The following is a 24,704-nucleotide window of genomic DNA, read 5'->3' as shown; positions in this document are numbered from 1 at the left end:
AAGGGCCAAGACAAGGCGGCGCTTGGCAGAGACGCTCAAATGCGTCAATCTGTGCATAGCTTGACGAGTTGGGGGATTTGCAATGCGACTAAGGGGCGTGCGGGGAAGCCGCAATGTGGAAGACAGGCGGGGCCGAGGCGGCGCTGGCAGGGGCGCAGGGATTGGCGGCGTTGGTTTACTTCTTGTCTTGGCACTTGGATATTTCGCGGGGGTCGATGTATCGCCTTTGCTTCAAGATCAAGCGGGATACGGTCAGAGCGACGAGGCACGAGAACTCACGCCACAAGAAGTGCAAGCGGGCGAATTTGCGGCCCGAGTTTTGGCGACAACTGAGATGGTCTGGACTGATAAATTTCCCGAACTCACAGGGCGCGCTTATGAGCCGCCTGTCATGGTGCTTTACTCGGGTGTGACGCAAAGCCCATGCGGAGATGCGAGCGGCGCAACGGGGCCTTTCTATTGCCCTGCGGACAAAAAGGCCTACCTCGACACTGAATTTTTCGCAACGATGAGCCAGCAACTTGGAGCAAAGAGTGACTTTGCGGCGGCCTATGTGATTGCTCACGAGGTGGCGCATCATGTGCAAAACGAGCTCGGAATTCTGCCGCAGGTGAACCAGCGGCGCCAAGCTGTGGGGCAGACAGAGGCAAACCAGTTGACGGTACGGCTCGAACTTCAGGCGGATTGCCTCAGTGGGGTCTGGGCACGGGCTGTTGAGGGAGCGCTTGAGCCGGGGGACCTAGAAGAGGCACTCAATGCCGCCAAGCAAATTGGCGATGATACCCTTCAGCGCCGCGCTGGGCGCGTGCCACAGCCACATACCTTTACACACGGATCCAGTGCACAACGTCAGCGTTGGTTTGCGCTTGGATTTGAAACGGGTGATGCGCGCCAATGTGACACTTTTGGCAGGGAACGGCTCTGAGATGGCGGAGCTGGAGATATCTGCCCTAACGGTGGGCGAGGGGACATTGGCGATTGCCTCTCTTCCGGGGCGTGGGGGCGACTTGAAGGGCGATCTTGCGCGCTTTGGCGAGTTCAAGCCGAGTCTGGTTTTGACGATGGTCACGGATGCAGAGCTGGAAGATGTGGGCGCGAGCCAATTTGGCTATGACGTGCAGGGGCTTGGCTGCCGTTGGGCACATTTGCCTGTGGTGGATTATGGTGTTCCATCAGACGAGGCGCTGGCTCGTTGGGTTGAAGTGAGCGCAATGGCGCGCGCCGCGCTGAAGGGCGGGGGGCGCGTGATCGTGCATTGCAAGGGTGGCTGCGGCCGCTCTGGCATGGCGGCGCTCAGGCTGATGATCGAGGCGGGGGAAGCGCCTGATGCTGCGCTCAAACGTCTGCGGTCTGTTCGGCCCTGTGCTGTGGAAACAGCGGACCAGTTCAACTGGGCAATAGCGGCATCAAGCGCGCTGTGATTCGGATGCGAGGCGCTCGGTTGCCGCTGCGTCAGAAAATGCTTCTGTAATACCACTTTACCAATTCTTACCCGTTCTATCTTGTTTTGAGGGCTTTCGACTAAAAATTGGGCGTTTTGGTAAAGTAATGTTACCAATCGGTCGAAATTTTCGTTGTATTCTACCTCGACTTGCTTAGTAATTGCGTATGGAGGGGAACCGACAGAGATCGGTGCTGTTCAAAAAACATAACCATATCGAACGTGGAGGATAAATATGGATCGTCGTAAATTTCTGAAAGGTGCTGCTATCGGCGCTGGTGCAACGGCACTGGCCGCACCGGCAGCTATCGCCCAAGGCGGTAAGCAGCTTACAATCGTATCGACATGGCCACGGGACTTCCCGGGTCTGGGTACGTCAGCTCAGCGTCTTGCTGCTCGTATCGCCGAACTCGGCGATGGCGCATTTAACGTTGAGTACTTTGCAGCTGGCGAGCGCGTTGGCGCATTTGACAGCTTTGATGAAGTATCTTCAGGCAACAGCCAAGCTTACATCGGCGCGGACTACTACTGGACAGGTAAGCACCCAGGCTTCGCTTACTTCACATCAGTTCCATTTGGCATGAGCACACCTGAGTGGAATGCTTGGATCAAGTTTGGTGGCGGACAAGAGCTTTGGGACGAACTGTCAGGCAGCTACGGCCTGAAAGCGCTCGCATGTGGCTCAACAGGCACGCAAGCTGGCGGTTGGTTCAACAAAGAGATGGAAAGCCCAGACGACTTTAAAGGTCTGAAAATGCGTATGCCAGGTCTTGGCGGGCAGGTTCTGACAAAAATGGGTTCATCGACTGTTTCGCTTCCAGGCAGCCAGATCTATGAAAACCTCGTATCAGGCTCAATCGAAGCAACAGAGTGGGTTGGTCCGTACAACGACTACTTCATGAAGTTCTATGAAGCCGCCAAGTATTACTACACTGGCGGTATGCACGAGCCAGGCGGCGGTCTTGCGTTCGGCATGAACAAAGCCTTCTGGGACGGCCTCACAGAGTACGAGCAAGCTGTTATTGAAGCTGCATGTAACGAAGAGCACGCGGCTTCACACGAAGAAGCTATTGCTAAAAACGGTGAGTTCCTTTCCAAGCTCGTCAATGACCACGGCGTTCAGGTTCGTGCGTTCAACGACGACATTTGGGATGCAATGGGCGAAGCGGCTGCAGAAGTGTTTGCGGACACCCGTGCGCATTCTGAGCTTGCTGCACGTATCGACGACAGCTTCCAGGCGAAGCTGGTCGAGTACGGTACGTTCATGGCCAACTTCGAGGGTACGTTTATCAACCAGCGTAACCGCGTTCTGGACATCATCTAAGTCAGCGCAAGCGATACTGGAGCGGGGCCTTTTGGCCCCGCTCTGCATAATAGCACGACAGTTTTCACAGCATGCTGTGCTTCGAGCGAAACGCTCTTGAGGCTGGCGCTGTTTTGGGGAGGCAGATAACCTTATGGCTTTTGCAGCAGATCTATCGCGCACTGGGGGAGCACCAGCGCTTCTTCCGCGCTCCTTTGCTTGGGGGATGCTCGGCTTTTTGGCGGCCTTCCTTGTGATCAATATCCTGAATATTGGATGGGGATATCCCAATCTTGCAGACGCGATGAATGGAAGCGCTGGAAGCCTGATCTGGGTGCCGCTTCTGATCACGCTTCTGGGGGTCGGTGGGGGCATCGGCTATGTGCTACGCTCTCCTGATACAGCACTGCGCTGGGATGCGATGAAAATCCACGGGTTCAACGCCTATCTCATTCGGGCTTGTTTCTGGATTATCGTTCTAACGGGCTTTGCCGACGCAGGTATCGGGATCGCGCGGGTTGAAGGGTTCTTCAACGGTATTTTGAGCGATGAAATGGTCATTAATATGGGCCGCTCGCAGTTTCTTGGGCCGATGGTTCACTTTCCACTTATGATCCTTGGCGGTCTGATTGCATTTTGGCATCGCGGCGTCGGCTTTCACTGGCTGGCACTGCTCATCGTTGTGGCGATGCTTGGCATTGTGCTCTCGCGATTTGTGTTTTCATACGAACAAGCCTTGATGGGCGACCTTGTGCGCTACTGGTATGCGGGGCTTTTCCTGTTTGCCAGTGCTTACACGTTGTTTGAAGACGGCCATGTGCGTGTCGACGTTCTCTATGCTGGCTTTGGCAAGACCAAGAAGGGTTTTGTGAATGCTTGGGGCTCGATCATTCTGGGTATGTCGACGGCGTGGGTGATTATCATCATTGGTCTTGGCAGCAAGACCTCGATCATCAACTCACCTGTGATGAACCTTGAGATCACGCAATCCGGCCCAACCGGCATGTATATCAAATACCAGATGGCGGCCTTTCTCGGCATTTTCGCTATTACAATGCTCATCCAGTTTGTGAGCTATTTTCTTGAATCCGTGGCTGACAAGCGCGACGAGCCGGGGCACCGCCTCGTCACACCAACCGGCCACTGAGGAGCGACACCAATGGAACTATTCTTTCTCGCCGTATTGCTGATCACGATGGCTGCTGCGCTTGGCTCGGGCTTTCCCGTGGCGTTTGCGCTGCCCGGATCGGCGATCATAACCATTTCTCTTGCTGGCCTTGCGGGGCTGATGTTTTCAGGGGATGCGAGCGCCTATTTCCACACAGGGGGGCCGCAGCAGTGGCTCTCTGCCGGGGTGACAAACCTTAGGGGGGTCTTCTGGGAGGTTGAGCGAGATACGCTGATTGCGATTCCTCTATTTATCTTCATGGGCATTATGCTTCAGCGCTCAAAAATTGCTGAAGATTTGCTTGTGACCATGGCACAGCTTTTTGGCCCCGTGCCTGGCGGCCTTGGGATTTCTGTTGTGTTTGTAGGCGCGCTGTTGGCCGCGACAACGGGGATTGTGGGCGCAACAGTTGTGGCGATGGGTCTGATCAGCTTGCCTGCGATGTTGCGCAACAACTATTCGCCTTCGCTTGCGACGGGCACGATTGCGGCGTCTGGGACATTGGGGCAGATCATTCCGCCCTCGATCGTTTTGATTATCCTTGCTGACCAACTTGCGAGCGCGACTGACCAAGCGAGCACAACACGTAAGGCGCTTCACAAGGCGTCGACTGGTGAGCTTTCAATGCCGTCAAACTTTGATGTCTCCTCGACATCGGCGGGCGAGATGTTTCTGGGTGCGCTTGTGCCGGGCATTCTGCTTGTTCTGATCTACATGCTCTACATCCTGATTTATGCTTACTTCAAACCGTCTGCAGCGCCTGCCGTGAAAGTGGAAGGTAAGTTTGACCGTGCCTTCTGGGGGACAGTTGCGATTACGCTTATTCCACCGCTCACACTTATCTTCCTTGTTCTTGGCTCTATCATCACGGGCGTTGCGACTGTGAACCAAGCGGGTGCTATCGGCGCTGCGGGTGCGATGGTGATGGCGGGTTACCGGCTCTATGATGGCAACAACAAGAAGCTGACATTTGTGCCTGCGATCCTCGGATTGGTTGCGCTCTTCATGCTGGCTTATGTACTCGGCAACTACGAAATGAACATCAAGTCGATTGATACGCCAGAGGACCAGTTTGGTATCACACTGGGTATCATTGCTTCGGTCCTGATGATTGTTGCGGTTGCATGGAGTGGCTGGCGGGTGTTCCGCACTGATGGCACGCTTGACGGCGTTATGATGGAAACAGCGAAGACGACTTCGCTTGTCTTTATCATTCTGCTCGGTGCTGCGATGCTGACCTCTGCCTTCCGCGCCTTTGGCGGAGAAGAGCTGGTGCGCGAGTTCCTAAACTCTCTACCAGGCGGGTTCTGGACGCAGTTTATTATCGTGATGCTGGTAATCTTCATCCTTGGCTTCTTCCTCGACTTTATCGAGATTGCCGTGGTTGTCGTGCCAATCGTTGCGCCTATCCTGTTGGCGGATCCGAGTGCAAACATTACCGCTGTATGGCTTGGTGTTATGATTGGCTTGAATATCCAGACCAGCTTCTTGACGCCGCCGTTCGGCTTTGCGCTGTTCTATTTGCGGGGCGTTGCGCCTGCTACCGTCAAAACTATGCAGATGTATAAAGGCGTTATTGCCTTCATCAGCTTGCAGCTTTTGGCTCTTGGCGTTGTTGGGCTGTACCCGCCGCTGGTGAACTATTTGCCAAATCGCGTCTCCTTCCTTTCGGAGAATGCGCCACCCCCGCGCAATCCGAAGATGCAGTATTGCCTTGAGGAGTATGTTGGTGAGCAACTCGCGACCAACGGCGCAGAGCTTGAGCAAGCCATTGCACGGGCTCAGGGGATTGATTTGTCTGGGCTTCCTAAGGGCTTGGCAAAAGATCTTGCAGCAGGTTTTGCCTCTGCTCCTGAAGCTTTCGTGCAATTGCAGACCGCTTTTGACACGGAAGTGTTGATTGAAGAAGCTGCTGTCGTTTATCGGCCAAAGCAAATTCTTGTACGCAAAGTCGAGAAGGAAATTCGCAAGCTTGAAGAAGAAGCTGAGGATATTCGTGTCATCACAGGGCGTATGAAGGACGAAGAGCAGGCCAAGCGCCGCGCGCGTCTTGAGGCCAAGCGCGAAGAAATGCTGGCTGAAGTAGAGCAGCTCAAAGCCGAAATTCCTGACACATGGGAGCCTGTGCATGATGAGTTCGCAAAGCTGACAACGACCGAACAGCGCGCGCGCTCAACGTATCAGCGCAATGCGGACAATGCTTGGGAAGCTGCGAGTGAAGCTTTGGCAACATTGGAAGCGAACGAGGCTTTTGCCGCACTTGAAGGTGAGTTGCGCGCCATGCGTGGCTTTATCGAGACGGTTGCTGAAACAGATGAGGCTGGCGAGGACACGGTGAAGGCCTTGGAAGACAAGTTCTCTGATGTCGATGGCGCAGGCGATGTGAAATCAGCTCTTGGTAAGGCGCGCCGCGCTCTTACGATTAAGCGGTTTGATCGTGAGAAAGCGCTCTCGGAGTTTGACGATGCTGTGGCTGAGTTTGAGGCTCAAAAATCTTGGCGGGCGAATGCCGAGAGCCTGAAACCAGAGCTTGAAGCCTATCTTGAAAGCATTCGCAGTACGCTTGGGCTGCGCAGCCAAGACGGGTTGAGCCGCGAGGCCGCTCTGTTCATGTCATCATGTAGCTCGGTCCATCGCGATATCTCGCTGAATTTCTGATCAGCGCAAACAATCCCAAACCGCCGCCCCAGAGATGAGGCGGCGGTTTTCTTTTGTGCTGGGCGCGCTAAAGTTGCGGAGAAAACAGGAGGCGAGCTATGGGCGTTTTGCAAGGCGTTAGGATTGTTGAAGTCGAGGGGCTGGGACCCGCGCCTTTTGCAGGTATGCTGTTGTCGGATATGGGCGCCGAAGTGATCGTGGTGCATCGTAAGGGGGGCAAGACAGCCCCTGGCATGCCTGAGCGTTCTGTTCTTGATCGTGGAAAACGGTCAATCGAGCTTGACCTGAAGAACGCTGACGACAAGGCCGTATTTATAAAGCTTGTCGCGCGCGCAGATGCGTTGATTGAGGGGTTCCGACCTGGCGTGATGGAACGGCTTGGCCTCGGGCCTGAGGCTTGCCACGCCGTGAACTCGTCGCTCGTGTTTGGCCGTATGACGGGCTGGGGGCAGAGCGGGCCTCTGGCACATGCGGCGGGGCATGACTTGAATTACATCGCGATGTCTGGCGCGCTTTGGTATAGTAGCGCTCCCCAAGATGCGCCCGTATCGCCCGCAACGCTTGTCGGGGATATTGGCGGTGGGGCGATGTATTTGGTGAGCGGCGTGCTTGCAGGGATATTGCAGGCGAAAACCTCAGGGCAGGGCACTGTTGTTGATGCGGCGATCTATGATGGCTCGGCGCATATGATGAACCTGTTGATGGCCTTGCGCCAAGGCGGGGGAATGCCCAACGCACGTGGGCAGGGGCTGCTTGACGGACCGCATTGGAGCCGCACCTATGAGTGCGCCTGCGGTGGCTACCTTTCAGTACAGAGCCTTGAGCCACAGTTTTATGCCGAGCTTTTGAAGCTACTGGGCTTAGAAGGCGATGCGGAATTTCAGCGCCAGTATGATAAAGCGCTTTGGCCTCTTTTGACGGAGCGTTTTGCCGAGATTTTCAAGGCAAAGACTCGCGATGCCTGGGCGGTGATTTTTCTTGGAACAGACGCTTGTGTGGCGCCTGTTTTGTCTCCTGATGAAGCGCGCCGCCACGAGATGAACGATGCCCGGAACGCCTGGTATGAGGTTGAAGGCGTGCTGCAAGCTGCACCTGCGCCGCGCTTTAAAGATCAAGGCGATTGGGCCCCGCCGCGCTCGCCTTTGCGAGGGGCGGACAGTGCAGCGATTTTGGCGGAGTTAGAAAGCTAGGTTTGGATTTACTTTGCAAACCTGACCCAGTCGAGGGCCAGTTGCCTAGGCTGTTTCGAAGGAGGGGTTGCAAGAAACTGGACAAAGGAGGCGCGGCTTTGCTTTCGCGCGTCATGTCAGGATTGGATGATGGTCTAGACCAGATCGATTTTGCGATCAGAACACAAATGCAGCGTTCCTTATTCGGGAGCGAGCGTCACCTCGAATGTATTCGTGCTCCAGCCATCTTGAGAACATTTGGCGCGGACCCATAGGGTGCGCAGGCCGTCAGGCAGCATCACATTGCGCAGGGAGCGCGTGAAAGGCTGCTCTTCGACATGGGGGTGCATGAGTTCTCGATAGGCGATCTGGTTGCCTGCCTCATCGATGAGTTCCCAGCCGTCGGCGTAATGGTCCCAGCCTGTGTCGGGGTGCGCGAGTGTGACGTCAAAGCGCCAGCCCATACCCGCGCGCGAAGCCTCGACCTTTGTGATGGTCGGCGCATCTGCGAGAGCGGCTGTGCCCGCTGTGAGCGCGGCGAGGAGAACAAACTGTTTGATCATACGCCTGAGGTATCACTGCTGTGGCTGAAATTCACGACACATTTTTGTGTGAAACCGCGAGGAAATACCGCGGGATTGAAGGAATCGTTTGAGTTTTGACCCAATTGGTAATATTCTTTTACCAATTCAGGAGATGCCTCATGCAAATGCCAGCACCTAACCCAGTTACACTCGCCAAAAAGGCTCAGCTGACCGAACGACTGACGGCTGCATTGGGTAAGGATGGGGTGATTGCCGAGGATATTGCGCTCAAGGCTTATGAGTGTGACGCGCTTACGGCCTATCGCTGCCCGCCGATGCTTGCGCTTTTGCCGCGTACGACTGCCGAGGTCGCGGCGGCGTTGAAAATTTGCCACGAGATGAATGTCCCTGTTGTTCCGCGCGGCTCTGGAACGTCTTTAGCGGGAGGCGCTATGCCAACGGCGGACAGTGTGATCTTGGGCGTGAGCCGTATGAATGCTGTTCTGGAGACAGACTTTGCCAGCCGCGTTATTCGCGTGCAAACGGGGCGTACGAACCTCTCTGTCACCGGGGCTGTGGAGGGCGAAGGCTTTTTCTATGCGCCCGACCCGTCGAGCCAGCTTGCCTGTGCGATTGCGGGCAACATCGCGATGAACTCTGGCGGCGCGCATTGCCTGAAATATGGGGTGACGACCAACAATCTCATGGGTGTGACCATGGTGATGATGGATGGAGAGATCGTCGAGATCGGCGGCGCGCATTTGGACGCGGGTGGGCTAGATTTGCTGGGCCTTATTTGCGGCAGTGAGGGGCAACTTGGCGTTGTCACGGAAGCCACGCTGCGCATTTTGCACAAGCCCGAGGGCGCGCGGCCTGTGCTGATCGGATTTGACAGCAATGAAGTCGCGGGGGCCTGTGTCTCTGACATTATCAAGGCGGGTATTTTGCCTGTGGCAATCGAGTTTATGGACCGTATGCTGATTGGTGTCTGCGAAGATTATGCCCGTGCGGGATATCCTGACTGCGAGGCGCTTCTGATTGTAGAAGTGGAAGGCAGCGAGGCCGAGATTGAACATCAGCTGGGCCTCATTCACGAGATTGCCAAACAACACAACCCAGTTGAATTTCGCAAAGCCACAAGTGCTGACGAGGCGGGACGCATCTGGGCGGGCCGTAAGGCGGCCTTCTCGGCGATTGGTAAGGTGAGTGATTACATGTGTCTTGATGGCACGATCCCTGTGAGCCAACTGCCCTATGTGCTCAAGCGGATTGGCGAGATGAGCAAGACATATGGGCTTGCTGTGGGGAATGTTTTTCATGCGGGCGACGGCAATATGCATCCGCTGATCCTCTATGATGCGAACAAGCCTGGGGACTTGGAGATCTGCGAGGCCTTTGGTGCTGAAGTGCTCAAGCTTTGCGTAGAAGTGGGCGGCTGCCTGACTGGCGAACACGGGGTTGGCATCGAGAAACGTGATTTGATGCTGGATCAGTTTGCGCCTGATGATCTGGATATGCAGATGGCTGTGAAGGATGTGTTCGACCCTAAGTGGCTCTTGAACCCTGCCAAAGTTTTCCCGCTGGCCTCAAGTGAGGCGCGGCGGATTGCGGCGGAGTAGAAACATGAAATTTACCCCGAAGACTGAGGCCGAGCTGGCCGAGATTGTTGCTGGACTGCAGGCACCTGTGAAACTGCAAGGTGGCGGTACGCGCGCCATTGGGCATTCCATTGCACAAGATGTTCTCGACATGAGCGGGATCAGTGGCGTGGTTGATTATGAACCAGGTGCGCTGACGCTTGTGGCCAAGGCGGGAACGCCCATCGCAGAAATCGAAGCGCTTTTGGCGGCAGAGAAGCAGCGGCTTTCGTTTGAACCTATGGATCATCGCACGCTTTTGGGAACGCAAGGGGCGCCAACGATTGGCGGTGCAGTGGCTGCGAATGTCAGCGGGCCAAGGCGTATTTCGGTAGGCGCATGCCGCGATTTCGCACTTGGAGTGCGATTTGTTGACGGGATGGGCCGCGCCTTGAAAAACGGTGGTCGTGTTATGAAAAACGTGACCGGCTATGACCTTGTTAAACTGATGGCAGGCTCTTGGGGTACGCTGGGGGCGATGAGCGAAGTGAGCCTAAAGGTCATGCCTTGCCCTGAAACAGAAGCCACGCTGGCTCTGCATGTTGCGGATGCGGCCGTTGCCGTTGAAGCGATGTCCGCGGCCCTTGGCTCGCCCTATGAAGTGACGGGTGCTGCGCAAAATGGCCCTGTGTATTTGCGTATAGAAGGATTTGAACCTTCGGTGGCATACCGCTTGGATGCGCTTGAAACAGTTTTGACCCGTTTTGGCGCGATAGAGCGGCTGAATGCCGAAGCCTCGGCCACGCTTTGGCAGGAACTTCGTGACGTGACTGCATTTGCGGGCCATGCTTTCGTGACGCGGATTTCCTTGCGTCCCACAGATATGCCTACGTTCTTGGCGGCGGCTCAGGCTGAGCATCGCTTTGAGACACAGCTTGATTGGGCTGGTGGGCTGGCATGGCTTGCGTCAGACAAGGAAAGCCTTGCCGATTTTGCACAGAGTTACTGTGCGGCGCATGGTGGCCACGCGACCCGCGTGAAGGGCTCATTTGAAAGCTGTGCTTTTCAGCCCGAAGCTGCGGGTGTTGCGCGTTTGAGTCATGGCTTGCGGCAGCGGTTTGACCCCAAGGGGCTATTTAACCCAGCGCTGATGGTGCGGGGATGAGCTTGGGCGCGGTCTATTTCACCGTTTTTCTGGGTGGGCCGCTTTTGATGCTCTTGCTGACGCAGCGGGCAGCAACACAGATGAGCTTTGTTTTGGGCGTGTCCATTGTTGCGGCTTTGATGGCGGCAGCCTTGTTCTCGGAGCGAGCACCTGGGCTCGAGACCTTGGCGATGCTTTGGCTTGCATGGGTCGGTACTGTGGCGCTTTGCGTCCGTGTCGTGATGCGGCGGGTGGAAACAACACGGGGCTTGGCCCTGACAAAAGCGGTAGGCGCTATGGCATGTGTGATCCCTTGGATCGGGCTGGCGGCCGCAGATTGGATGACAGGCTGATGCAAACGAATTTTACCCCTGAGCAGCTCAAAGACTCTGGCACTGCACGTGCCAATGAGATTTTGCGCAACTGTGTGCATTGTGGATTTTGCACTGCGACTTGTCCAACCTATCAGATACTGGGAGATGAGCTCGACAGCCCGCGTGGGCGGATCTACCAGATCAAGGATATGATCGAAAACGAGCGCGTGCCTGACAAGAAGACAGTGATGCATGTAGACCGCTGCTTGAGCTGTTTGGCTTGCATGACGACTTGCCCTAGTGGTGTGCATTACATGCACCTTGTGGATCATGCGCGTGAGTATATCGAGAACACTTACAAGCGCCCCATAACGGACCGCGCCTTGCGCTGGGTCTTGGCGCAAATTTTGCCCTATCCAATGCGCTTCCGTCTGGCGCTTCTGGGCGCAAAGATTGCGAAGCCTTTCAAGGCGATTGTGCCTGATGCACGCTTGCGCGCGATGCTTGAGATGGCGCCGAAAGAAATCCCGCCTGTAAGCCGCAATGACGACCCGCAGACCTTTCAGCCCAAGGGCGAGAAGAAGCTGCGTGTTGCGCTGATGACGGGCTGTGCGCAGAAGGCGCTCAACACCGATATCAACGATGCCACCATCCGCCTGTTGCGCCGCTTTGGCTGTGAGGTTGTGATTGCTGAGGGCGCGGGCTGTTGTGGGGCGTTGACGCATCACATGGGCAAGACCAAGGAGAGCCACGCGACGGCGGAAAAGAACATCGACGCATGGGTGGCAGAGGCCAATAGTGGCGGACTAGATAGTATTGTGATCAACACCTCGGGCTGCGGCACGACTGTGAAAGACTACGGTCATATGTTCCGCGAGAGCGGCAAGTCCAAAGAGGCCGCACAGGTCGCTGATCTCGCACAGGATGTGAGTGAGCTTCTGATGCAGCTTGATCTGCCGGAAGGCGCCGCCAAGGGCATCCGCGTTGCTTATCATGCAGCTTGCAGTTTGCAGCACGGTCAGCAGATCAAAACCTTTCCGAAAGACTTGCTTAAGCGGGTTGGTTTTGAAGTGGTGGAACCGGCGGACAGCCATCTTTGCTGTGGATCGGCGGGCACATACAACCTTATGCAGCCTGAAATTTCCAAAGAACTTAAGCGTCGCAAAGTGGACACGTTGGAGGCAAAGCAGCCTGATGTGATTGCTGCGGGCAACATTGGCTGTATGATGCAGATCGGTGGGGGCACTGGTGTTCCTGTTGTGCATACGGTGGAGCTTCTGGACTGGGCGACCGGTGGGCCAAAGCCACGTGCACTCATGAGTTGAGGGCTGATGCCCTAATTTTGCCATAAGTTTTCGATAGCTCGGCCCTCTGGATTGAAAAAGGCTTCGGACCTTATGCTGCGTGCGCTTCTTTTTGCTGTTTTTTCTGCGCTGGTTGCCAGCCCTTTGGCAGCGCAATCCTCCAGTCTGAAACGGCTTGATACGGGGGATGACAGTCGTGGCTGGGAAGCTGTCGGGCGACTCAATATTGACGGCAAGGGCTTTTGTACGGGGGCTTTGATCGCGCCCAATCTGGTGCTGACGGCTGCGCATTGTTTGTATAGCTCGCAAACAAAAAAGCGCATTGATCATGCGCAGATCGAATTTCTCGCAGGTTGGCGCAACGGGCGTGCATCTGCATATCGGATGGTGAAGCGGGCTGTTGTGCATCCCGACTATGATTATTCTAGTAAAGCGACAGCCGAGCGCGTCCGCAATGATGTCGCTTTGTTGGAGCTACACCACCCTATCCGCAACACAACAATCATTCCATTTGCCACGGATGAACGCCCCGCAAAGGGCGATGAAATTGGGGTTGTGTCCTATGCTTTGGACCGCTCGGAAGCGCCGAGCTTGCAAGAAGTCTGCGGGGTTCTCGCGCGCCAACAAGGCGTTTTGGTAACTTCTTGCACTGTTGATTTCGGCTCGTCTGGTGCCCCTATTTTCAGCTTTCGCGATGGTACGCCACGGATTGTCTCTGTTGTCTCGGCCAAAGCCGAAGTGGAGGGACTCCCTGTCTCACTTGGAACGCAGCTCGAGACGCCGCTGGCTCTTTTGCGCGCAGAACTTGCGGCGGGCGGCGGGGTTTTTCAAGACAAGGGGCCAAGGATGAACCGCATCACCGTGGGGCAGACACGCGATACGGGTGCGAAATTTATCAAGAATTGACTCAGCTTTTGCCCTCTTGAAACTCTGAAAAACCATTCCCACTTTAAAACATGTAAGGCGCCAATGATGGGCCTTGCGACTTTATGGCCTGTCCTTTGAGGAAGGCTGAACCTTTGGTATCGCTCAATGGAGGATGACCCATGCGTAACTTTGATTTGACCCCGCTCTACCGCGCCACTGTCGGCTTTGACCAGATCGCCGACCTCATGGACCGTGCTATGGCAAAAGATGTTGGGCAGGCGAGCTACCCGCCCTATAACATCGAAAAAACCGCTGACGACGGCTACCGGATTTCGATTGCTGTTGCAGGATTTTCCGAGGCTGACCTTTCTGTAGAAGTAAAAGAACACGCGCTTGTTGTTTCGGCGAACAAGGCTGAGGGCGAAAGTGAACGGACATTTTTGCATCGTGGCATTGCAACGCGCGCTTTTGAGCGGCGCTTCCAGCTGGCGCAACATGTCCGCGTGACTGGCGCGAGCCATGCTGACGGGATGCTCCATATTGATCTCGTGCAGGAAGTACCTGAGGCGCTGAAGCCTCGGCGCATTGAAATAGCCTCGGCCCCTGCAGCCGTAGCCGATGTGGTTGAGGCAAAAGCCGTTAACTGAATATTTGGCATCGAAGAAAAAGGGCGCGGGCTTTAAAGCCCGCGCCCTTATGATTGGATGTGGTCGCTTAGACCGCCATGCAGATGTATTTCATTTCGAGGTAGTCCTCGATGCCGTGGTGGCTGCCTTCGCGGCCAAGGCCTGACTGTTTGACGCCGCCGAAGGGGGCCATTTCGGTCGAAATGATACCTGTGTTCACGCCGACAATTCCGTATTCGAGCGCTTCGGCAACTTTGTAAACGCGGCTCAGGTCTTTGGCATAGAAGTAGCTGGCGAGGCCGAAGATTGTGTCATTGGCCATTGCGATCACTTCATCTTCGTTTTCAAACTTGAAGAGCGGGGCCATGGGACCAAAAGTCTCGTCTTGAGCGACCTGCATGTCTTGGGTGACGCCTGTCATGATCGTGGGCTGGAAGAACGTGCCGCCGAGGTTGTGCTGTGAGCCGCCAAAAGCGACTTTCGCGCCTTTGGAGAGTGCGTCGTCGATATGGCTACGCACTTTGGTTACGGCTTTTTCGTTGATCAGCGGGCCAAAGACCGTGCCGTCTTCCATGCCGTCGCCAACTTTCATATCCTTAAGTTTCGCTGCGAGCTTTTCGGCAAAAGCGTCATAGACACCAGCTTGCACATAAATGCGGTTGGCGCAGACGCAGGTCTGGCCGTTGTTGCGGAACTTGCACATGATCGCGCCGTCAACGGCAGCGTCAAGATCGGCATCATCAAAGACGATAAAGGGAGCGTTGCCGCCAAGCTCCATAGAGCATTTCATCACTTGATCTGCGGCTTGGCGCAACAGGATACGGCCCACGGCTGTTGAGCCTGTGAAGGTGAGCTTCCGTACGGTTGGGTTCTCACAAAACTCCAAACCAGTTGAGGAGGCGTCAGACGTTGTCACGATGTTTAGCACACCTGCAGGGATACCCGCGCGTTCGGCCAGAACGCCGAGCGCAAGCGCTGAAAGCGGTGTCAGCTCGGCAGGGCGCGCAACCATGGCGCAGCCAGCCGCGAGTGCGGGTGCGGCCTTGCGGGTGATCATTGCGTTGGGGAAGTTCCAAGGTGTGATTGAAGCGGCGACACCGATAGGCTGTTTGATCACGGTGATACGTTTGTCGCGCTGGTGGCCAGGAATTGTCTCGCCATAGATGCGCTTGGCTTCTTCGGCGAAGAACTCGATGAAGGATGCACCATAACCGATCTCGCCTTTGGCCTCGGCCAGTGGCTTACCCATTTCGGCGGTCAGAATAGTTGCGAGGTCATCGGTGTTCTCGACCATCAGATCAAACCAGCGGCGCAGCACGGCGGCGCGCTCTTTGCCTGTCCATTTGGCCCAGTCGTTTTGCGCAACTTCGGCGGCGGCGATAGCCTCAGTGACTTGTGCGCGCGTCAGGTCAGTGACTTGAGCAATTACATCACCTCGGGCGGGGTTAATCACATCAAATGTGCCCTCTCCGTCGATCCATGCGCCGTTCACATACGCCTGTGTTCTCAGGAGCGTAGGGTCTTTAAGCAAGGATTTGAGGTTTGTTGGTGTATCAAGCATAGCAGCCTCCGCGCGATTGTATCTCGCCAAGGGAAACCATTTGCGCATAGGTTTGTCCAGATGATTTGATCAAATTGGAGGGTGGGATGGAGCTCGATGATGCTTATGCCAATGCGGCTTATATCCCTGAGGGAGATAGCTTTCCAACCAAGTGGGAGACGGATGCTGTTGTGTTTCGCGATATGACAGAGGGTGCGGAGCTGGACTTGGCCTATGGGCCAGCTGCCCGACAAAAGCTTGATCTGTTTCGCCCGCAAGGCCAAGCGAAGGGGCTGCTTGTCTTTGTGCATGGTGGTTTCTGGCGGATGCTCGACAAAAGCTATTGGTCCCATTTGGCGGCGGGTGCTCTGGGGCGCGGCTGGGCTGTGGCGATGCCGAGCTATACGCTCTGCCCAGAGACGTCTATCGGGGGGATCACCCGTGAGATTGCCTCTGCGGTGAGCCTTGCCGCCGGAGCTATCGGGGGGCCAATTGCTTTGAGTGGGCATTCAGCGGGAGGACATCTTGTAGCGCGGATGCTCGCGCGCGGGATGCTGCCTGAGGCAGTGGCGGGGCGTCTCTCGCATGTGATGCCGATTTCTCCCCTTTCAGATTTACGCCCGCTTATGCAGACCTCGATGAATGCAGACTTCAAGCTTGAAGAGGCCGAGGCTGTGGCGGAGAGCCCGATCTTTATGGAGGATCGTGTGGACTGCCCTGTGACTGTTTGGGTCGGCTCTGCCGAGCGCCCTGCCTTTCTGGATCAGGCGCGCTGGCTCAGTGAGGCTTGGGAGTGTGGTCTCGTTGAGGACGCTGGCAAACATCACTTTGACGTGGTGGATGGATTGGCAGATGCCGAGAGTGAGATGCTAAGAATTTTGCTGGGTTAGAGTGCCTGCCACACGGGTAAAGGGTCATTTTCAAGTGCTTTGGCTGCAAAGATGGCGCGGGCGATGGCACGGGCCATGACGGTTGCGGCAGCGTGGCCGAGATAGAGCGTGTCGGCGAGCGGATTCTTGAGCGGCTTGGCGCCCGTGGCCGCCGCGAAGATCAGGTCGCCGTCCATGGGCGTATGCGAAGGCATAAGCGCGCGGGCGTAGCCGTCATGTGCTGCCGTTGCGAGACGGGTGCATTGCGCTTGGGTGAGTGTGGCGTCTGTCGCGACAATGCCGATGGTTGTATTGGCGTGTGCAGCAAGCTTGGTTGGCGGCATGTGCGGCTCTGGGAACTCTGTTGGCAAGCCGTGGCCGCCGAACTCCTGCGCCACTTCAAAAGGCGCAGCCCAGAAGTGCTTGCTTGCGCCGACTGTGGCCGAGCCGAGCGCATTCACGGCGACGAGTGCGCCGATGGTGTGGCCTGAGGGCAGTACAACCGAAGCGGAGCCAAGCCCGCCCATGAGAGTGGCTGTGGTCGCGCCCGTGCCTGCGCCTGTACGGCCAAGCTCAAAGCTGACTGCTGCATTGGCCAGAGCTTCTTGACCAAGGCGTTTGTAGGGGTTCTCGCTCCAATCTTTCGCGCCGCCATTGATGAGATCAAAAAGGATTGCGGCGGGCACGATCGGGACGGTTTGATCTCCAACGGCAAAGCCACGACCCTGCGTGCGCAGAGCGTCAGCAACGCCAGAGGCGGCATCCAGCCCGAAGGCAGAGCCGCCCGCAAGCACGAGTGCATCGACTTGCTCGACGGTCTTGTCTGCGGCGAGCAAATCTGTTTCTCGCGTGCCAGGCGCTCCGCCCATGACGTGGACGCCCGCTGTGAAGGGTGCGTCGGCCACGAGTACAGTGCAGCCTGTTTTGATATTGAAATCAGAGGCGTTGCCCACGCGCAGCCCTGCGACATCTGTGATGAGATTGAGCGGGCCAGCTTGCGGCATGTGACGTCTCCATTTGTGTTTCGATTTATCTTGCCAGATTGCGCAGAATCAGCAATGAGAAAGCACGCGAGGGCGGTGGCGCCGCCTGACTTAAAGCGTCTATCATTCAGTCCTGAACGCCGGGACCTTTCTTGTGCTAAGGAGGGTCATTATGACTGCACGTCCAGAAATGTACCGTTTTCACAACGGTGAAAAAGCGCCGCTGCAATTTGCGGTGAGTGAATATGAAGCGCGCATCGCGAAGCTGCGCAAACTCATGGCAGACATGGGGGTCGAGGCGGCTGTCTTTACCTCGATGCACAATGTTTCTTATTATTCGGGCTTTACCTATTGTTCTTTTGGGCGCCCATATGGGCTGGTTGTCACGGCGGAGGAGTGTGTGACGATTTCGGCTGGGATCGACGCGGGGCAACCTTGGCGACGTTCGTTCTGTGATAACATCACTTATACAGACTGGCAGCGTGACAATTACTGGCGCGCGGTTCTCTCTGTTTCAGGGTCGGGCAAGGTTGTCGGCTATGAGGGCGACCATATCAGCATGGCGCAGATGGCAAAGCTTGAGGGCTTCCTCTCGCCAGCCAAGACTGTCGATATCGCTGGCGCGACGATGGTGCAGCGGATGCACAAATCAGCCGATGAACTTGTCATGATCCGTGCCGGTGCGGCTGTTGCCGATGTTGGCGGTTATGCCATTCGTGACGCCGTGAAAGAAGGCGCACGCGAGATCGATGTGGCGATGGCAGGGCGCGATGCGATGGAGCTTGAAATTGCCAAGCGATTCCCTGATGCGGAGTATCGTGACAGCTGGGTCTGGTTCCAGTCTGGCATCAACACCGACGGTGCGCACAACCCCGTTACAGCGCGTAAACTTGAGCGTGGAGATATCCTGAGCCTCAACACTTTCCCTATGATTTCAGGCTATTACACTGCTCTTGAGCGCACAATGTTTGTGGGTGAAGTGGATGCGGCGAGCCTCAAAATATGGGAAGCCAACGTGGCGGCACATGAGCTGGGCATCTCGCTTTTGAAGCCGGGCGCGAGCTGTTCCGAAGTCACGCATCAGATCAATGCGCTGTTTGAAGAGCACCAGCTTTTGCAGCATCGCACCTTTGGCTATGGGCATTCCTTTGGTGTGTTGAGCCACTATTATGGTCGCGAGGCAGGGCTTGAACTGCGCGAAGATATCGACACGGTTCTTGAGCCTGGGATGGTGATTTCGATGGAGCCGATGCTGACGATTGCGGACGGTGAACCCGGCGCTGGCGGGTATCGTGAGCATGATATTCTGATCATTACCGAAGACGGCAACGAGAACATCACGGGCTATCCTTATGGCCCCGAGTTCAACGTGGTTGGCTAAGCATTCGGATTTGCTTTGCAAATCCGACCGGTCGGGGGAGCGCTGCTCCCCCGATTCATAAGCCTTACGGCTTACGAATCTCCCCCTCGGGATATTTCTGGAAAGAAAAAGTAGTTTTTTGAGCGCCGTACAGCTTGATTAACCTGTCGCTTTTTGCGTGATTTTAGGGGGGTGAAAAGCGTGCACGATGCGTGCACAACCCGTGCACCGCCGAAACGGGCCAATCTTAACCGAAATTAACTTAACGCAGCGTGCGCTGCCTCTGAACTAGAGGCGGATCACATAGTCTTTGCGGGTCGTCTCGACGACTTCCCATGTGCCTGAAAAGCCGGGGCGGATGATGAAGCTATCGCCAGCTGTGAGGCGGGTTTCTTGACCCTCGGCATCGGTCAGGATCGAGACTCCTTTGAGGAGGCGGAAGTATTCCCACTCGTCATATGACACATGCCATTTTCCAACGGTCGACTGCCAGATACCTGCATAGAGCCCGTCCTTCTCCTCAAGGTTCCATGTCGTGAAGACGGGGTCACCTGAGATGAGTTTTTCTGCGGCGGGGCGCTCGACTTCGGGGGCAACGGAGGCCGCGACTTTGAGCAAATTTGCCATGGGGTGTCCTTTGTTGTGTTTGCGCGCGTGTGTGTAAGGTGTTGTGGAGATTATCTGTTAGACGGCGAAGCGGGCCAAGACGGTTTCGACAGCGTGATTGGCGACCTCGTCGATTTCGACTTCTGAAAAGCTTGTCTGGACGCCGAAAATGGCGCGGCTCCAGAGGCGAGCGCGGCAGAGCTCGGAGAATTGCTCGGCGATCATATCGGGATCAACATCATGGAGCTGGCCTCGCTCGATTGCGAGCTTGAGGTAAACGACCATACGGGCGCGGCCCATTTCTGGGCCGTTCTGGTAAAAGGCTTGGCCCAATTCGGGGAAGCGGGCGGCCTCGGCAACGCACGTGCGGAACATCTGGAGAGAGAAGTTCGACAGCAGGAAGCGTGTGAGACTATGGGCAGCGGTTGTGAAGACCTCGCGTGGAGGCGCGTTAAAGTCGATCCGTGCCAGAGTGGTTTCGGCCATGCGCTCGCATTCGACGCGGGTGACCTCACGAAAGAGCTCGCGCTTGTCAGAGAAGTAGCTGTAGAGCGTGGCCTTTGAGACGCCTGCCGCGCGGGCTATGTCATCGACCGATGCGCCTTCAAAACCGTCGCGCAGGAAGATTTCTCGGGCCCCGCCGAGCACGTCTTCATATTTGCGCCCTTTCGGGCTCGCTGTGCTGGTATGAACGCTCATGCTGTGCCTTTTTCTACCTCAAGGTTAAACTGAACAGTTTAGTAGCAGCAAGGGATTTTGCTTGTGGAGCGGGCCAGCCTACTATATTTTAGAATAGTTCTAAGTTGGAGGCCATGATGCGATTTTTGACGCAGCGACGCAGATTTAAGGATTTGACGGAGCAAGAGGTTTTGGCGCTTGCGATATCCTCAGAGGAGGACGATGCGCAGATCTATCGAAACTACGCCCAGCAGTTGCGTGCGGAGTTTCCTGACACTGCAAAAATATTTGAGGGTATGGCCAAAGAAGAAGACGGCCATAGGCAAGCTTTGATCGAGCTGCATCGCAAGCGTTTTGGCGAAGTGATCCCGCTTTTGCGCCGTGAGCATGTGGCCGGTTATTACGTGCGACGCCCCGTCTGGTTGATTGAAAATCTCGGGATCGAACGGATCCGAGAGGAAGCCGAGGGCATGGAGCGCGATGCGGAACGTTTTTATCTCACCGCGGCGCAGCGCACGCAGGACGCAGACACCCGCAAGCTGCTGGGCGATCTGGCAGCGGCGGAAGCCGGCCATCAGCGGCGCGCGGGAGAGCTGACGGACGAGCACTTGGATGATGCAAGTCTTGAGAGTGAAGAAGCACAATCCAAGCGGCAATTTTTGCTGACATGGGTGCAGCCGGGGCTGGCAGGCTTGATGGACGGATCGGTGAGTACGCTTGCGCCAATCTTTGCCACGGCTTTTGCAACCCAAAGCACTTGGACTACATTTCTTGTTGGCCTTGCGGCCTCTGTTGGCGCAGGCATTTCTATGGGCTTTACCGAGGCGGCCTCTGATGATGGCGAACTTTCGGGGCGTGGGAGCCCTTGGAAGCGCGGCTTTGCCAGCGGGATCATGACCACGGTGGGCGGTCTGGGCCATGCGCTGCCCTATCTTATCACCGATTTCTGGACGGCGACGGCATTGGCTTTCATCGTTGTCTTTATCGAGCTCTGGGCCATTGTTTGGATCCAGAACCGCTTTATGGACACGCCGTTTTTGCGCGCCACGTTTCAGGTTGTGCTCGGGGGTGCGCTTGTCTTTGCGGCGGGTGTGATTATCGGGGGCGGTTAAGACAGGTTCATCACATCTTCATAAAACCTGCGGTTGAGGGCGCGCGCTTTCTCGAGCGCGCCTTCGGCCCTTTGGGCTTTGCCAATGTGCTTTTGCCAGTTGTGTGGCTTGGCCAGAGTGGGCGGATCGGGGAAGAAGCGGACCTTTTGGGAGAAGGGGATGCAGATGACGCGGCGGCCCAGAAGCAGCGCCCAGTAGGTTCCATGATAGGAGTTTGTCAGCACGGTTTCGCCGCTGGCGAGGAAGTGGACCGCGTCTTTGAGCGACACATCGAGGTTGCTCAGCTCGGGCGTGCCCGCGAGGCGGGGGATATCATTTGAGTAGCGCCCGTGGGCGAACATGACGACATCGCGGCTTGGGGCCGGGGCTGTATCAAAGTGCTCGGACATGGCCGAGGCGCAAGGCACATAGCGCGCGCCCAAATCTTCAAAGCCTGCGCAGCGTGTCCCGATCAGCGAACAGCTTTCGCGCATCTCGGCGTATTCGGGCGAGCGTAGAGCCTGAGGGCCGATCCCGACGCCCCAAAGGATGGAATGTTTGGCGCGGCTGGCATGGCGGCGCTGGGTGCGGATGCAAGACTTCCAGATTTGACCGCCGCCCATAATCAGGCGTTCTGTCTGGGGCACGGGGCCGCCAAAGGCTGCGACAGCGCTGAGGCCGAAATCAAAATAGTCAGCCGGGCTGCAGGCTAAGTCACCGACATTATTTGTGTTGCGGTGATGAAGTAAAAAAGCGTTGAGCATGGGAGCGGCTTTTCAGGGTGTGGAATTGTGATTGATGTTCCTTCATTCTGAACCTAAAGCGTTTTTACTTAAACCTGAAACAGGGTTATGTGGAAACGCTGCACAACAGATTAATGTTGTGGGTGTTTTGAGAAAAACTGGTCATTTAAGTTTATCTCGAAACGCTTTAGGAAAAGACATGATCGAGATTTTTCTAGAAACACTGCCGTTTTTTGCCATCATCGCGCTGGGCTATGGTGCGGGCAAGACGAAGTTTTTTAGTGAAGAGGCGACGTCTTACATCACCAAATTTGTCTTCTACTTTGCGCTCTCTGCGATGCTGTTTCGCTTTGCGGCCAACCTGAGCTTTGCCGAGCTGATTGATGGGCGTTTTATTGCGGCCTATCTCTGGGGCACAGCTTTTGTATACGGCCTTGCGATGGCGGTTTCGTTCTATCTCGGACGGAGTGTCGAGGAGGCTGCAATCGAGGCGCAATGTGCGGCGATCGGTAATGTCGGCTTTCTCGGGATACCTATGCTGGCACTCTTGATGGGCGAAGAAGCCGTGAAGTCGATCATGCTCTTGCTGGCGATTGATCTCATCGTTTTTGGCTCGCTTGTTGTGATCTTGATCACAGGCGCGCGCGATGGTCGGATGAGCATTGGAATTTTGAAAACGGTTGGCCTTGGGCTTTTGAAAAACCCCATGATTGTTTCGATTGTGCTGGGGCTGTTGTGGTCGGCCAGCCGTGTGCCCTTGCCAGGGCCAGTGAATGAATTTGTGTCTATTTTGGGAGCGGCTGCAACGCCGGGCGCTTTGTTTGCGATCGGGGCGTCGTTGGCGTCAAAATCGGCGGAGCGGATCATCGTTCCGAGCTGGCTCAGCTTTTGCAAACTCGTGCTGCACCCGTTGTTTGTCGCCGTTGGTGCGCTCATTTTGTTCCCCGTTGATCCCTATCCTGCCGCAGTCATGATTGCGGCGGCTTCCCTGCCTGTGGCGGGGAATGTCTATATTCTCGCTCAGCATTACGGGGTTGCGCCGCATCGGGTTTCGGCCTCTATTCTTGTGTCGACGGCTGTGAGCATTGTGACGGTTTCGGCTGTGATTGCTTGGGTCACCAAACTCTATTGAGGCTATGATGAGCAAAGATTACGAACCGATCCCGATCCCTGATCATATCAGCAAAGGTGAGGGAGAGATGCGTGCCGCGGCAGAAGCTTTTCGCGCCGAGATGGGCCGCCGTCACACAGTGCGTGACTTTGCGACAACCCCCGTGCCGCGCGCAGTGATTGATGACTGTGTTGCCGCTGCTGGTCTTGCGCCGAGCGGGGCGAACCACCAGCCTTGGCACTTTGTGGCGATCTCTGATCCGAAAATCAAAGCCGAGATTCGCCGCGCCGCCGAAGAAGAGGAAGAGCGCTTTTATGCGGGTGCCGCAGGCGACGAGTGGCTTAGCGCGCTGGAGCCCATCGGGACGGGCGTGAGCAAGCCGCACCTTGAAGATGCACCTTGGCTGATTGTGATTTTTGCGCAGCGCTACGGGCTGCGAGAGGATGGCAGCCGCTTTAAACATTACTATGTGCCTGAGAGCACGGGGATTGCGTCTGGCTTTCTGATCGCAGCGCTCCACCATGCGGGGCTTTCGTGCCTTACGCATACGCCTGCGCCGATGAACTTCTTGCGGGACATTTGCGGTCGGCCCGAGCATGAAAAGCCGATCATGATCCTTGCTGTGGGCCATGCGGCGGCGGATGCGACCGTACCTCAGAGCGCGAAAAAGAAGAAGCCTTTGAGCGAAATCATGACCGTTTTAAGCGAAGATTGACCGTTTTGGGATAGGCCCCGCGCATTGGCCTTGTTATGGCTTGTGGTGAATTTGAGTGACAGCGGAGGCACAGCCCATGGAAACAGTAGCAGAGAACAAGTGTTTTGGCGGGGTTCAGGGGGTGTACTCCCATGCCTCCAAAGCCACGGGCTGTGACATGACCTTTGGGTTGTTTCTGCCCGAGGAAGCGCGCGACGGGCCTGTGCCTGTGCTTTGGTATCTTTCGGGCCTGACTTGCACCCACGAAAACGCCATGGTGAAGGCGGGCGCGCAAGGCTGGGCCGCTGAGCAGGGCATTGCGCTTGTGTTCCCTGATACATCGCCACGCGGCGAAGGTGTGGCTGATGACGACGGTTATGATCTTGGCCAAGGCGCGGGCTTTTATGTCAACGCGACCCAAGACCCTTGGAAGCCGCATTTTCAGATGTGGGATTATGTGGCCGAGGAACTGCCTGCGCTTGTGACCTCAGAGTTTGCGATTGATGCGGAGCGTCAGGCGATCACGGGGCACTCTATGGGCGGGCACGGCGCGCTGACGCTGGCGATGGGACGTAAGGGGCAGTATCGCTCCGTTTCGGCCTTCTCTCCGATTTGTCATCCGACAGCGAGTGACTGGGGCCGCAAGCAACTGAAAGCCTATCTTGGCACAGATGAAGCCGCATGGGCGCGCCACGATGCGGCGCTGATGATGCGCGATGTGGGCTTTGATGGGCCTATGCTTGTGGACACGGGCACGTCTGACCAGTTTATCGACTTGCTCAAGCCCGAGGCGCTGGCAGAGGCCGCAAACGCGCGCCGCCAAGAGGCGACGCTGCGCCTCCAGAAGGGCTATGACCATTCCTATTTCTTTGTTTCAAGTTTCATGGAAGACCACATCGCCTTTCATGCCGAAGCACTTTACGCGTAAGGACTA

The 24,704-nt window shown here is 56.2% G+C and carries 24 protein-coding genes; 18 read left to right on the top strand and 6 right to left on the bottom strand.

Annotated features, from left to right (window positions below):
• Nucleotides 1-82 precede the first annotated feature (82 nt).
• The 6 genes from DSM117340_RS13485 (at nt 83) to DSM117340_RS13460 (ending at nt 7,760) form a co-directional block, all read left to right on the top strand.
• A complete protein-coding gene (locus tag DSM117340_RS13485; RefSeq protein WP_354689681.1) occupies nt 83-925 on the top strand; it encodes a neutral zinc metallopeptidase in 843 nt (280 codons plus the stop codon).
• Nucleotides 897-1,421: a protein-tyrosine phosphatase family protein gene (locus tag DSM117340_RS13480; RefSeq protein ID WP_333908507.1), complete on the top strand. Its 525-nt coding sequence runs from the start codon at nt 897-899 to the stop codon at nt 1,419-1,421. The genes DSM117340_RS13485 and DSM117340_RS13480 overlap by 29 nt, the downstream gene beginning before the upstream one ends.
• A 255-nt stretch (nt 1,422-1,676) precedes the next feature.
• Complete coding sequence (locus DSM117340_RS13475) at nt 1,677-2,765, top strand: TRAP transporter substrate-binding protein (RefSeq protein ID WP_089892674.1); 1,089 nt, start codon at nt 1,677-1,679, stop codon at nt 2,763-2,765.
• A 133-nt stretch (nt 2,766-2,898) separates the two neighbouring features.
• On the top strand, nt 2,899-3,891 hold the full coding sequence (locus DSM117340_RS13470) for a TRAP transporter small permease subunit (protein ID WP_089892671.1): 993 nt from the start codon (nt 2,899-2,901) through the stop codon (nt 3,889-3,891).
• A 12-nt stretch (nt 3,892-3,903) separates the two neighbouring features.
• Complete coding sequence (locus tag DSM117340_RS13465; protein ID WP_089892668.1) at nt 3,904-6,570, top strand: TRAP transporter large permease subunit; 2,667 nt, start codon at nt 3,904-3,906, stop codon at nt 6,568-6,570.
• 98 nt (nt 6,571-6,668) lie between these two features.
• Complete coding sequence (locus tag DSM117340_RS13460) at nt 6,669-7,760, top strand: CaiB/BaiF CoA-transferase family protein (RefSeq protein WP_089892663.1); 1,092 nt, start codon at nt 6,669-6,671, stop codon at nt 7,758-7,760.
• A 179-nt stretch (nt 7,761-7,939) separates the two neighbouring features.
• Here the strand turns inward: DSM117340_RS13460 and DSM117340_RS13455 are convergent, their stop codons facing one another.
• Nucleotides 7,940-8,302: a hypothetical protein gene (locus DSM117340_RS13455; RefSeq protein WP_089892661.1), complete on the bottom strand. Its 363-nt coding sequence runs from the start codon at nt 8,300-8,302 to the stop codon at nt 7,940-7,942.
• Nucleotides 8,303-8,442: 140 nt separating this feature from the next.
• On the opposite strand from DSM117340_RS13455, the gene DSM117340_RS13450 reads away from it, so the two are divergent.
• The 6 genes from DSM117340_RS13450 (at nt 8,443) to DSM117340_RS13425 (ending at nt 14,116) form a co-directional block, all read left to right on the top strand.
• Nucleotides 8,443-9,882, top strand: coding sequence for an FAD-linked oxidase C-terminal domain-containing protein (locus DSM117340_RS13450; RefSeq protein WP_089892658.1), 1,440 nt, complete (start codon nt 8,443-8,445; stop codon nt 9,880-9,882).
• Nucleotides 9,883-9,886: 4 nt separating this feature from the next.
• A complete protein-coding gene (locus DSM117340_RS13445; protein ID WP_089892655.1) occupies nt 9,887-11,005 on the top strand; it encodes an FAD-binding protein in 1,119 nt (372 codons plus the stop codon).
• Nucleotides 11,002-11,337: a hypothetical protein gene (locus DSM117340_RS13440; protein WP_089892652.1), complete on the top strand. Its 336-nt coding sequence runs from the start codon at nt 11,002-11,004 to the stop codon at nt 11,335-11,337. The genes DSM117340_RS13445 and DSM117340_RS13440 overlap by 4 nt, the downstream gene beginning before the upstream one ends.
• On the top strand, nt 11,337-12,623 hold the full coding sequence (gene glcF, locus DSM117340_RS13435) for a glycolate oxidase subunit GlcF (RefSeq protein WP_089892649.1): 1,287 nt from the start codon (nt 11,337-11,339) through the stop codon (nt 12,621-12,623). The genes DSM117340_RS13440 and glcF overlap by 1 nt, the downstream gene beginning before the upstream one ends.
• A gap of 72 nt (nt 12,624-12,695) precedes the next feature.
• A complete protein-coding gene (locus DSM117340_RS13430) occupies nt 12,696-13,508 on the top strand; it encodes a trypsin-like serine protease (protein WP_089892645.1) in 813 nt (270 codons plus the stop codon).
• Nucleotides 13,509-13,648: 140 nt separating this feature from the next.
• Nucleotides 13,649-14,116 (top strand): Hsp20 family protein, encoded by a 468-nt coding sequence (locus DSM117340_RS13425; RefSeq protein ID WP_089892642.1) that lies wholly within the window; start codon nt 13,649-13,651, stop codon nt 14,114-14,116.
• 67 nt (nt 14,117-14,183) lie between these two features.
• Here the strand turns inward: DSM117340_RS13425 and DSM117340_RS13420 are convergent, their stop codons facing one another.
• Entirely contained in the window at nt 14,184-15,656 is a 1,473-nt protein-coding gene (locus DSM117340_RS13420) for an NAD-dependent succinate-semialdehyde dehydrogenase (protein ID WP_089893670.1), read from the bottom strand.
• 86 nt (nt 15,657-15,742) lie between these two features.
• On the opposite strand from DSM117340_RS13420, the gene DSM117340_RS13415 reads away from it, so the two are divergent.
• Complete coding sequence (locus DSM117340_RS13415; RefSeq protein WP_089892638.1) at nt 15,743-16,525, top strand: alpha/beta hydrolase; 783 nt, start codon at nt 15,743-15,745, stop codon at nt 16,523-16,525.
• On the opposite strand, the gene DSM117340_RS13410 is transcribed toward DSM117340_RS13415, so the two are convergent.
• Nucleotides 16,522-17,508, bottom strand: a complete 987-nt coding sequence (locus DSM117340_RS13410) for a P1 family peptidase (RefSeq protein WP_089892634.1) — start codon at nt 17,506-17,508, stop codon at nt 16,522-16,524. The genes DSM117340_RS13415 and DSM117340_RS13410 overlap by 4 nt on opposite strands.
• Nucleotides 17,509-17,659: 151 nt before the next feature.
• Between DSM117340_RS13410 and DSM117340_RS13405 the strand changes: the two genes are divergently transcribed.
• Complete coding sequence (locus DSM117340_RS13405) at nt 17,660-18,868, top strand: aminopeptidase P family protein (RefSeq protein WP_089892631.1); 1,209 nt, start codon at nt 17,660-17,662, stop codon at nt 18,866-18,868.
• Nucleotides 18,869-19,135: 267 nt separating this feature from the next.
• On the opposite strand, the gene DSM117340_RS13400 is transcribed toward DSM117340_RS13405, so the two are convergent.
• Both DSM117340_RS13400 and DSM117340_RS13395 read right to left on the bottom strand, forming a co-directional pair.
• Complete coding sequence (locus DSM117340_RS13400) at nt 19,136-19,474, bottom strand: cupin domain-containing protein (RefSeq protein ID WP_089892628.1); 339 nt, start codon at nt 19,472-19,474, stop codon at nt 19,136-19,138.
• Between the two features lie 57 nt (nt 19,475-19,531).
• On the bottom strand, nt 19,532-20,152 hold the full coding sequence (locus DSM117340_RS13395) for a TetR/AcrR family transcriptional regulator (protein WP_089892625.1): 621 nt from the start codon (nt 20,150-20,152) through the stop codon (nt 19,532-19,534).
• A gap of 113 nt (nt 20,153-20,265) precedes the next feature.
• Between DSM117340_RS13395 and mbfA the strand changes: the two genes are divergently transcribed.
• Nucleotides 20,266-21,243 (top strand): iron exporter MbfA, encoded by a 978-nt coding sequence (mbfA, locus tag DSM117340_RS13390; protein WP_089892622.1) that lies wholly within the window; start codon nt 20,266-20,268, stop codon nt 21,241-21,243.
• Here mbfA and DSM117340_RS13385 read toward each other — a convergent pair.
• Entirely contained in the window at nt 21,240-21,986 is a 747-nt protein-coding gene (locus tag DSM117340_RS13385) for a hypothetical protein (RefSeq protein WP_089892619.1), read from the bottom strand. The two genes, mbfA and DSM117340_RS13385, sit on opposite strands and share 4 nt — an antisense overlap.
• Before the next feature lie 178 nt (nt 21,987-22,164).
• Here DSM117340_RS13385 and DSM117340_RS13380 point away from each other — a divergent pair, with 178 nt between their 5' ends.
• From DSM117340_RS13380 to fghA, 3 genes are all read left to right on the top strand, one after another.
• The gene (locus DSM117340_RS13380; protein WP_089892616.1) at nt 22,165-23,097 is read left to right on the top strand and encodes an AEC family transporter; all 933 of its coding nucleotides are present in this window, start codon (nt 22,165-22,167) and stop codon (nt 23,095-23,097) included.
• Between the two features lie 4 nt (nt 23,098-23,101).
• Complete coding sequence (locus DSM117340_RS13375) at nt 23,102-23,791, top strand: nitroreductase family protein (protein ID WP_089892613.1); 690 nt, start codon at nt 23,102-23,104, stop codon at nt 23,789-23,791.
• A 76-nt stretch (nt 23,792-23,867) separates the two neighbouring features.
• Nucleotides 23,868-24,698 (top strand): S-formylglutathione hydrolase, encoded by an 831-nt coding sequence (fghA, locus tag DSM117340_RS13370; RefSeq protein WP_089892610.1) that lies wholly within the window; start codon nt 23,868-23,870, stop codon nt 24,696-24,698.
• Nucleotides 24,699-24,704: the final 6 nt, after the last annotated feature.

The sequence above is a fragment of the Lentibacter algarum genome, from assembly GCF_040580765.1.
In the GTDB taxonomy this organism is placed as follows: Bacteria; Pseudomonadota; Alphaproteobacteria; order Rhodobacterales; family Rhodobacteraceae; genus Lentibacter; species Lentibacter algarum.
Note: the sequence above shows the minus strand (reverse complement) of the source record. Positions and strands in the feature narration are given on the sequence as shown.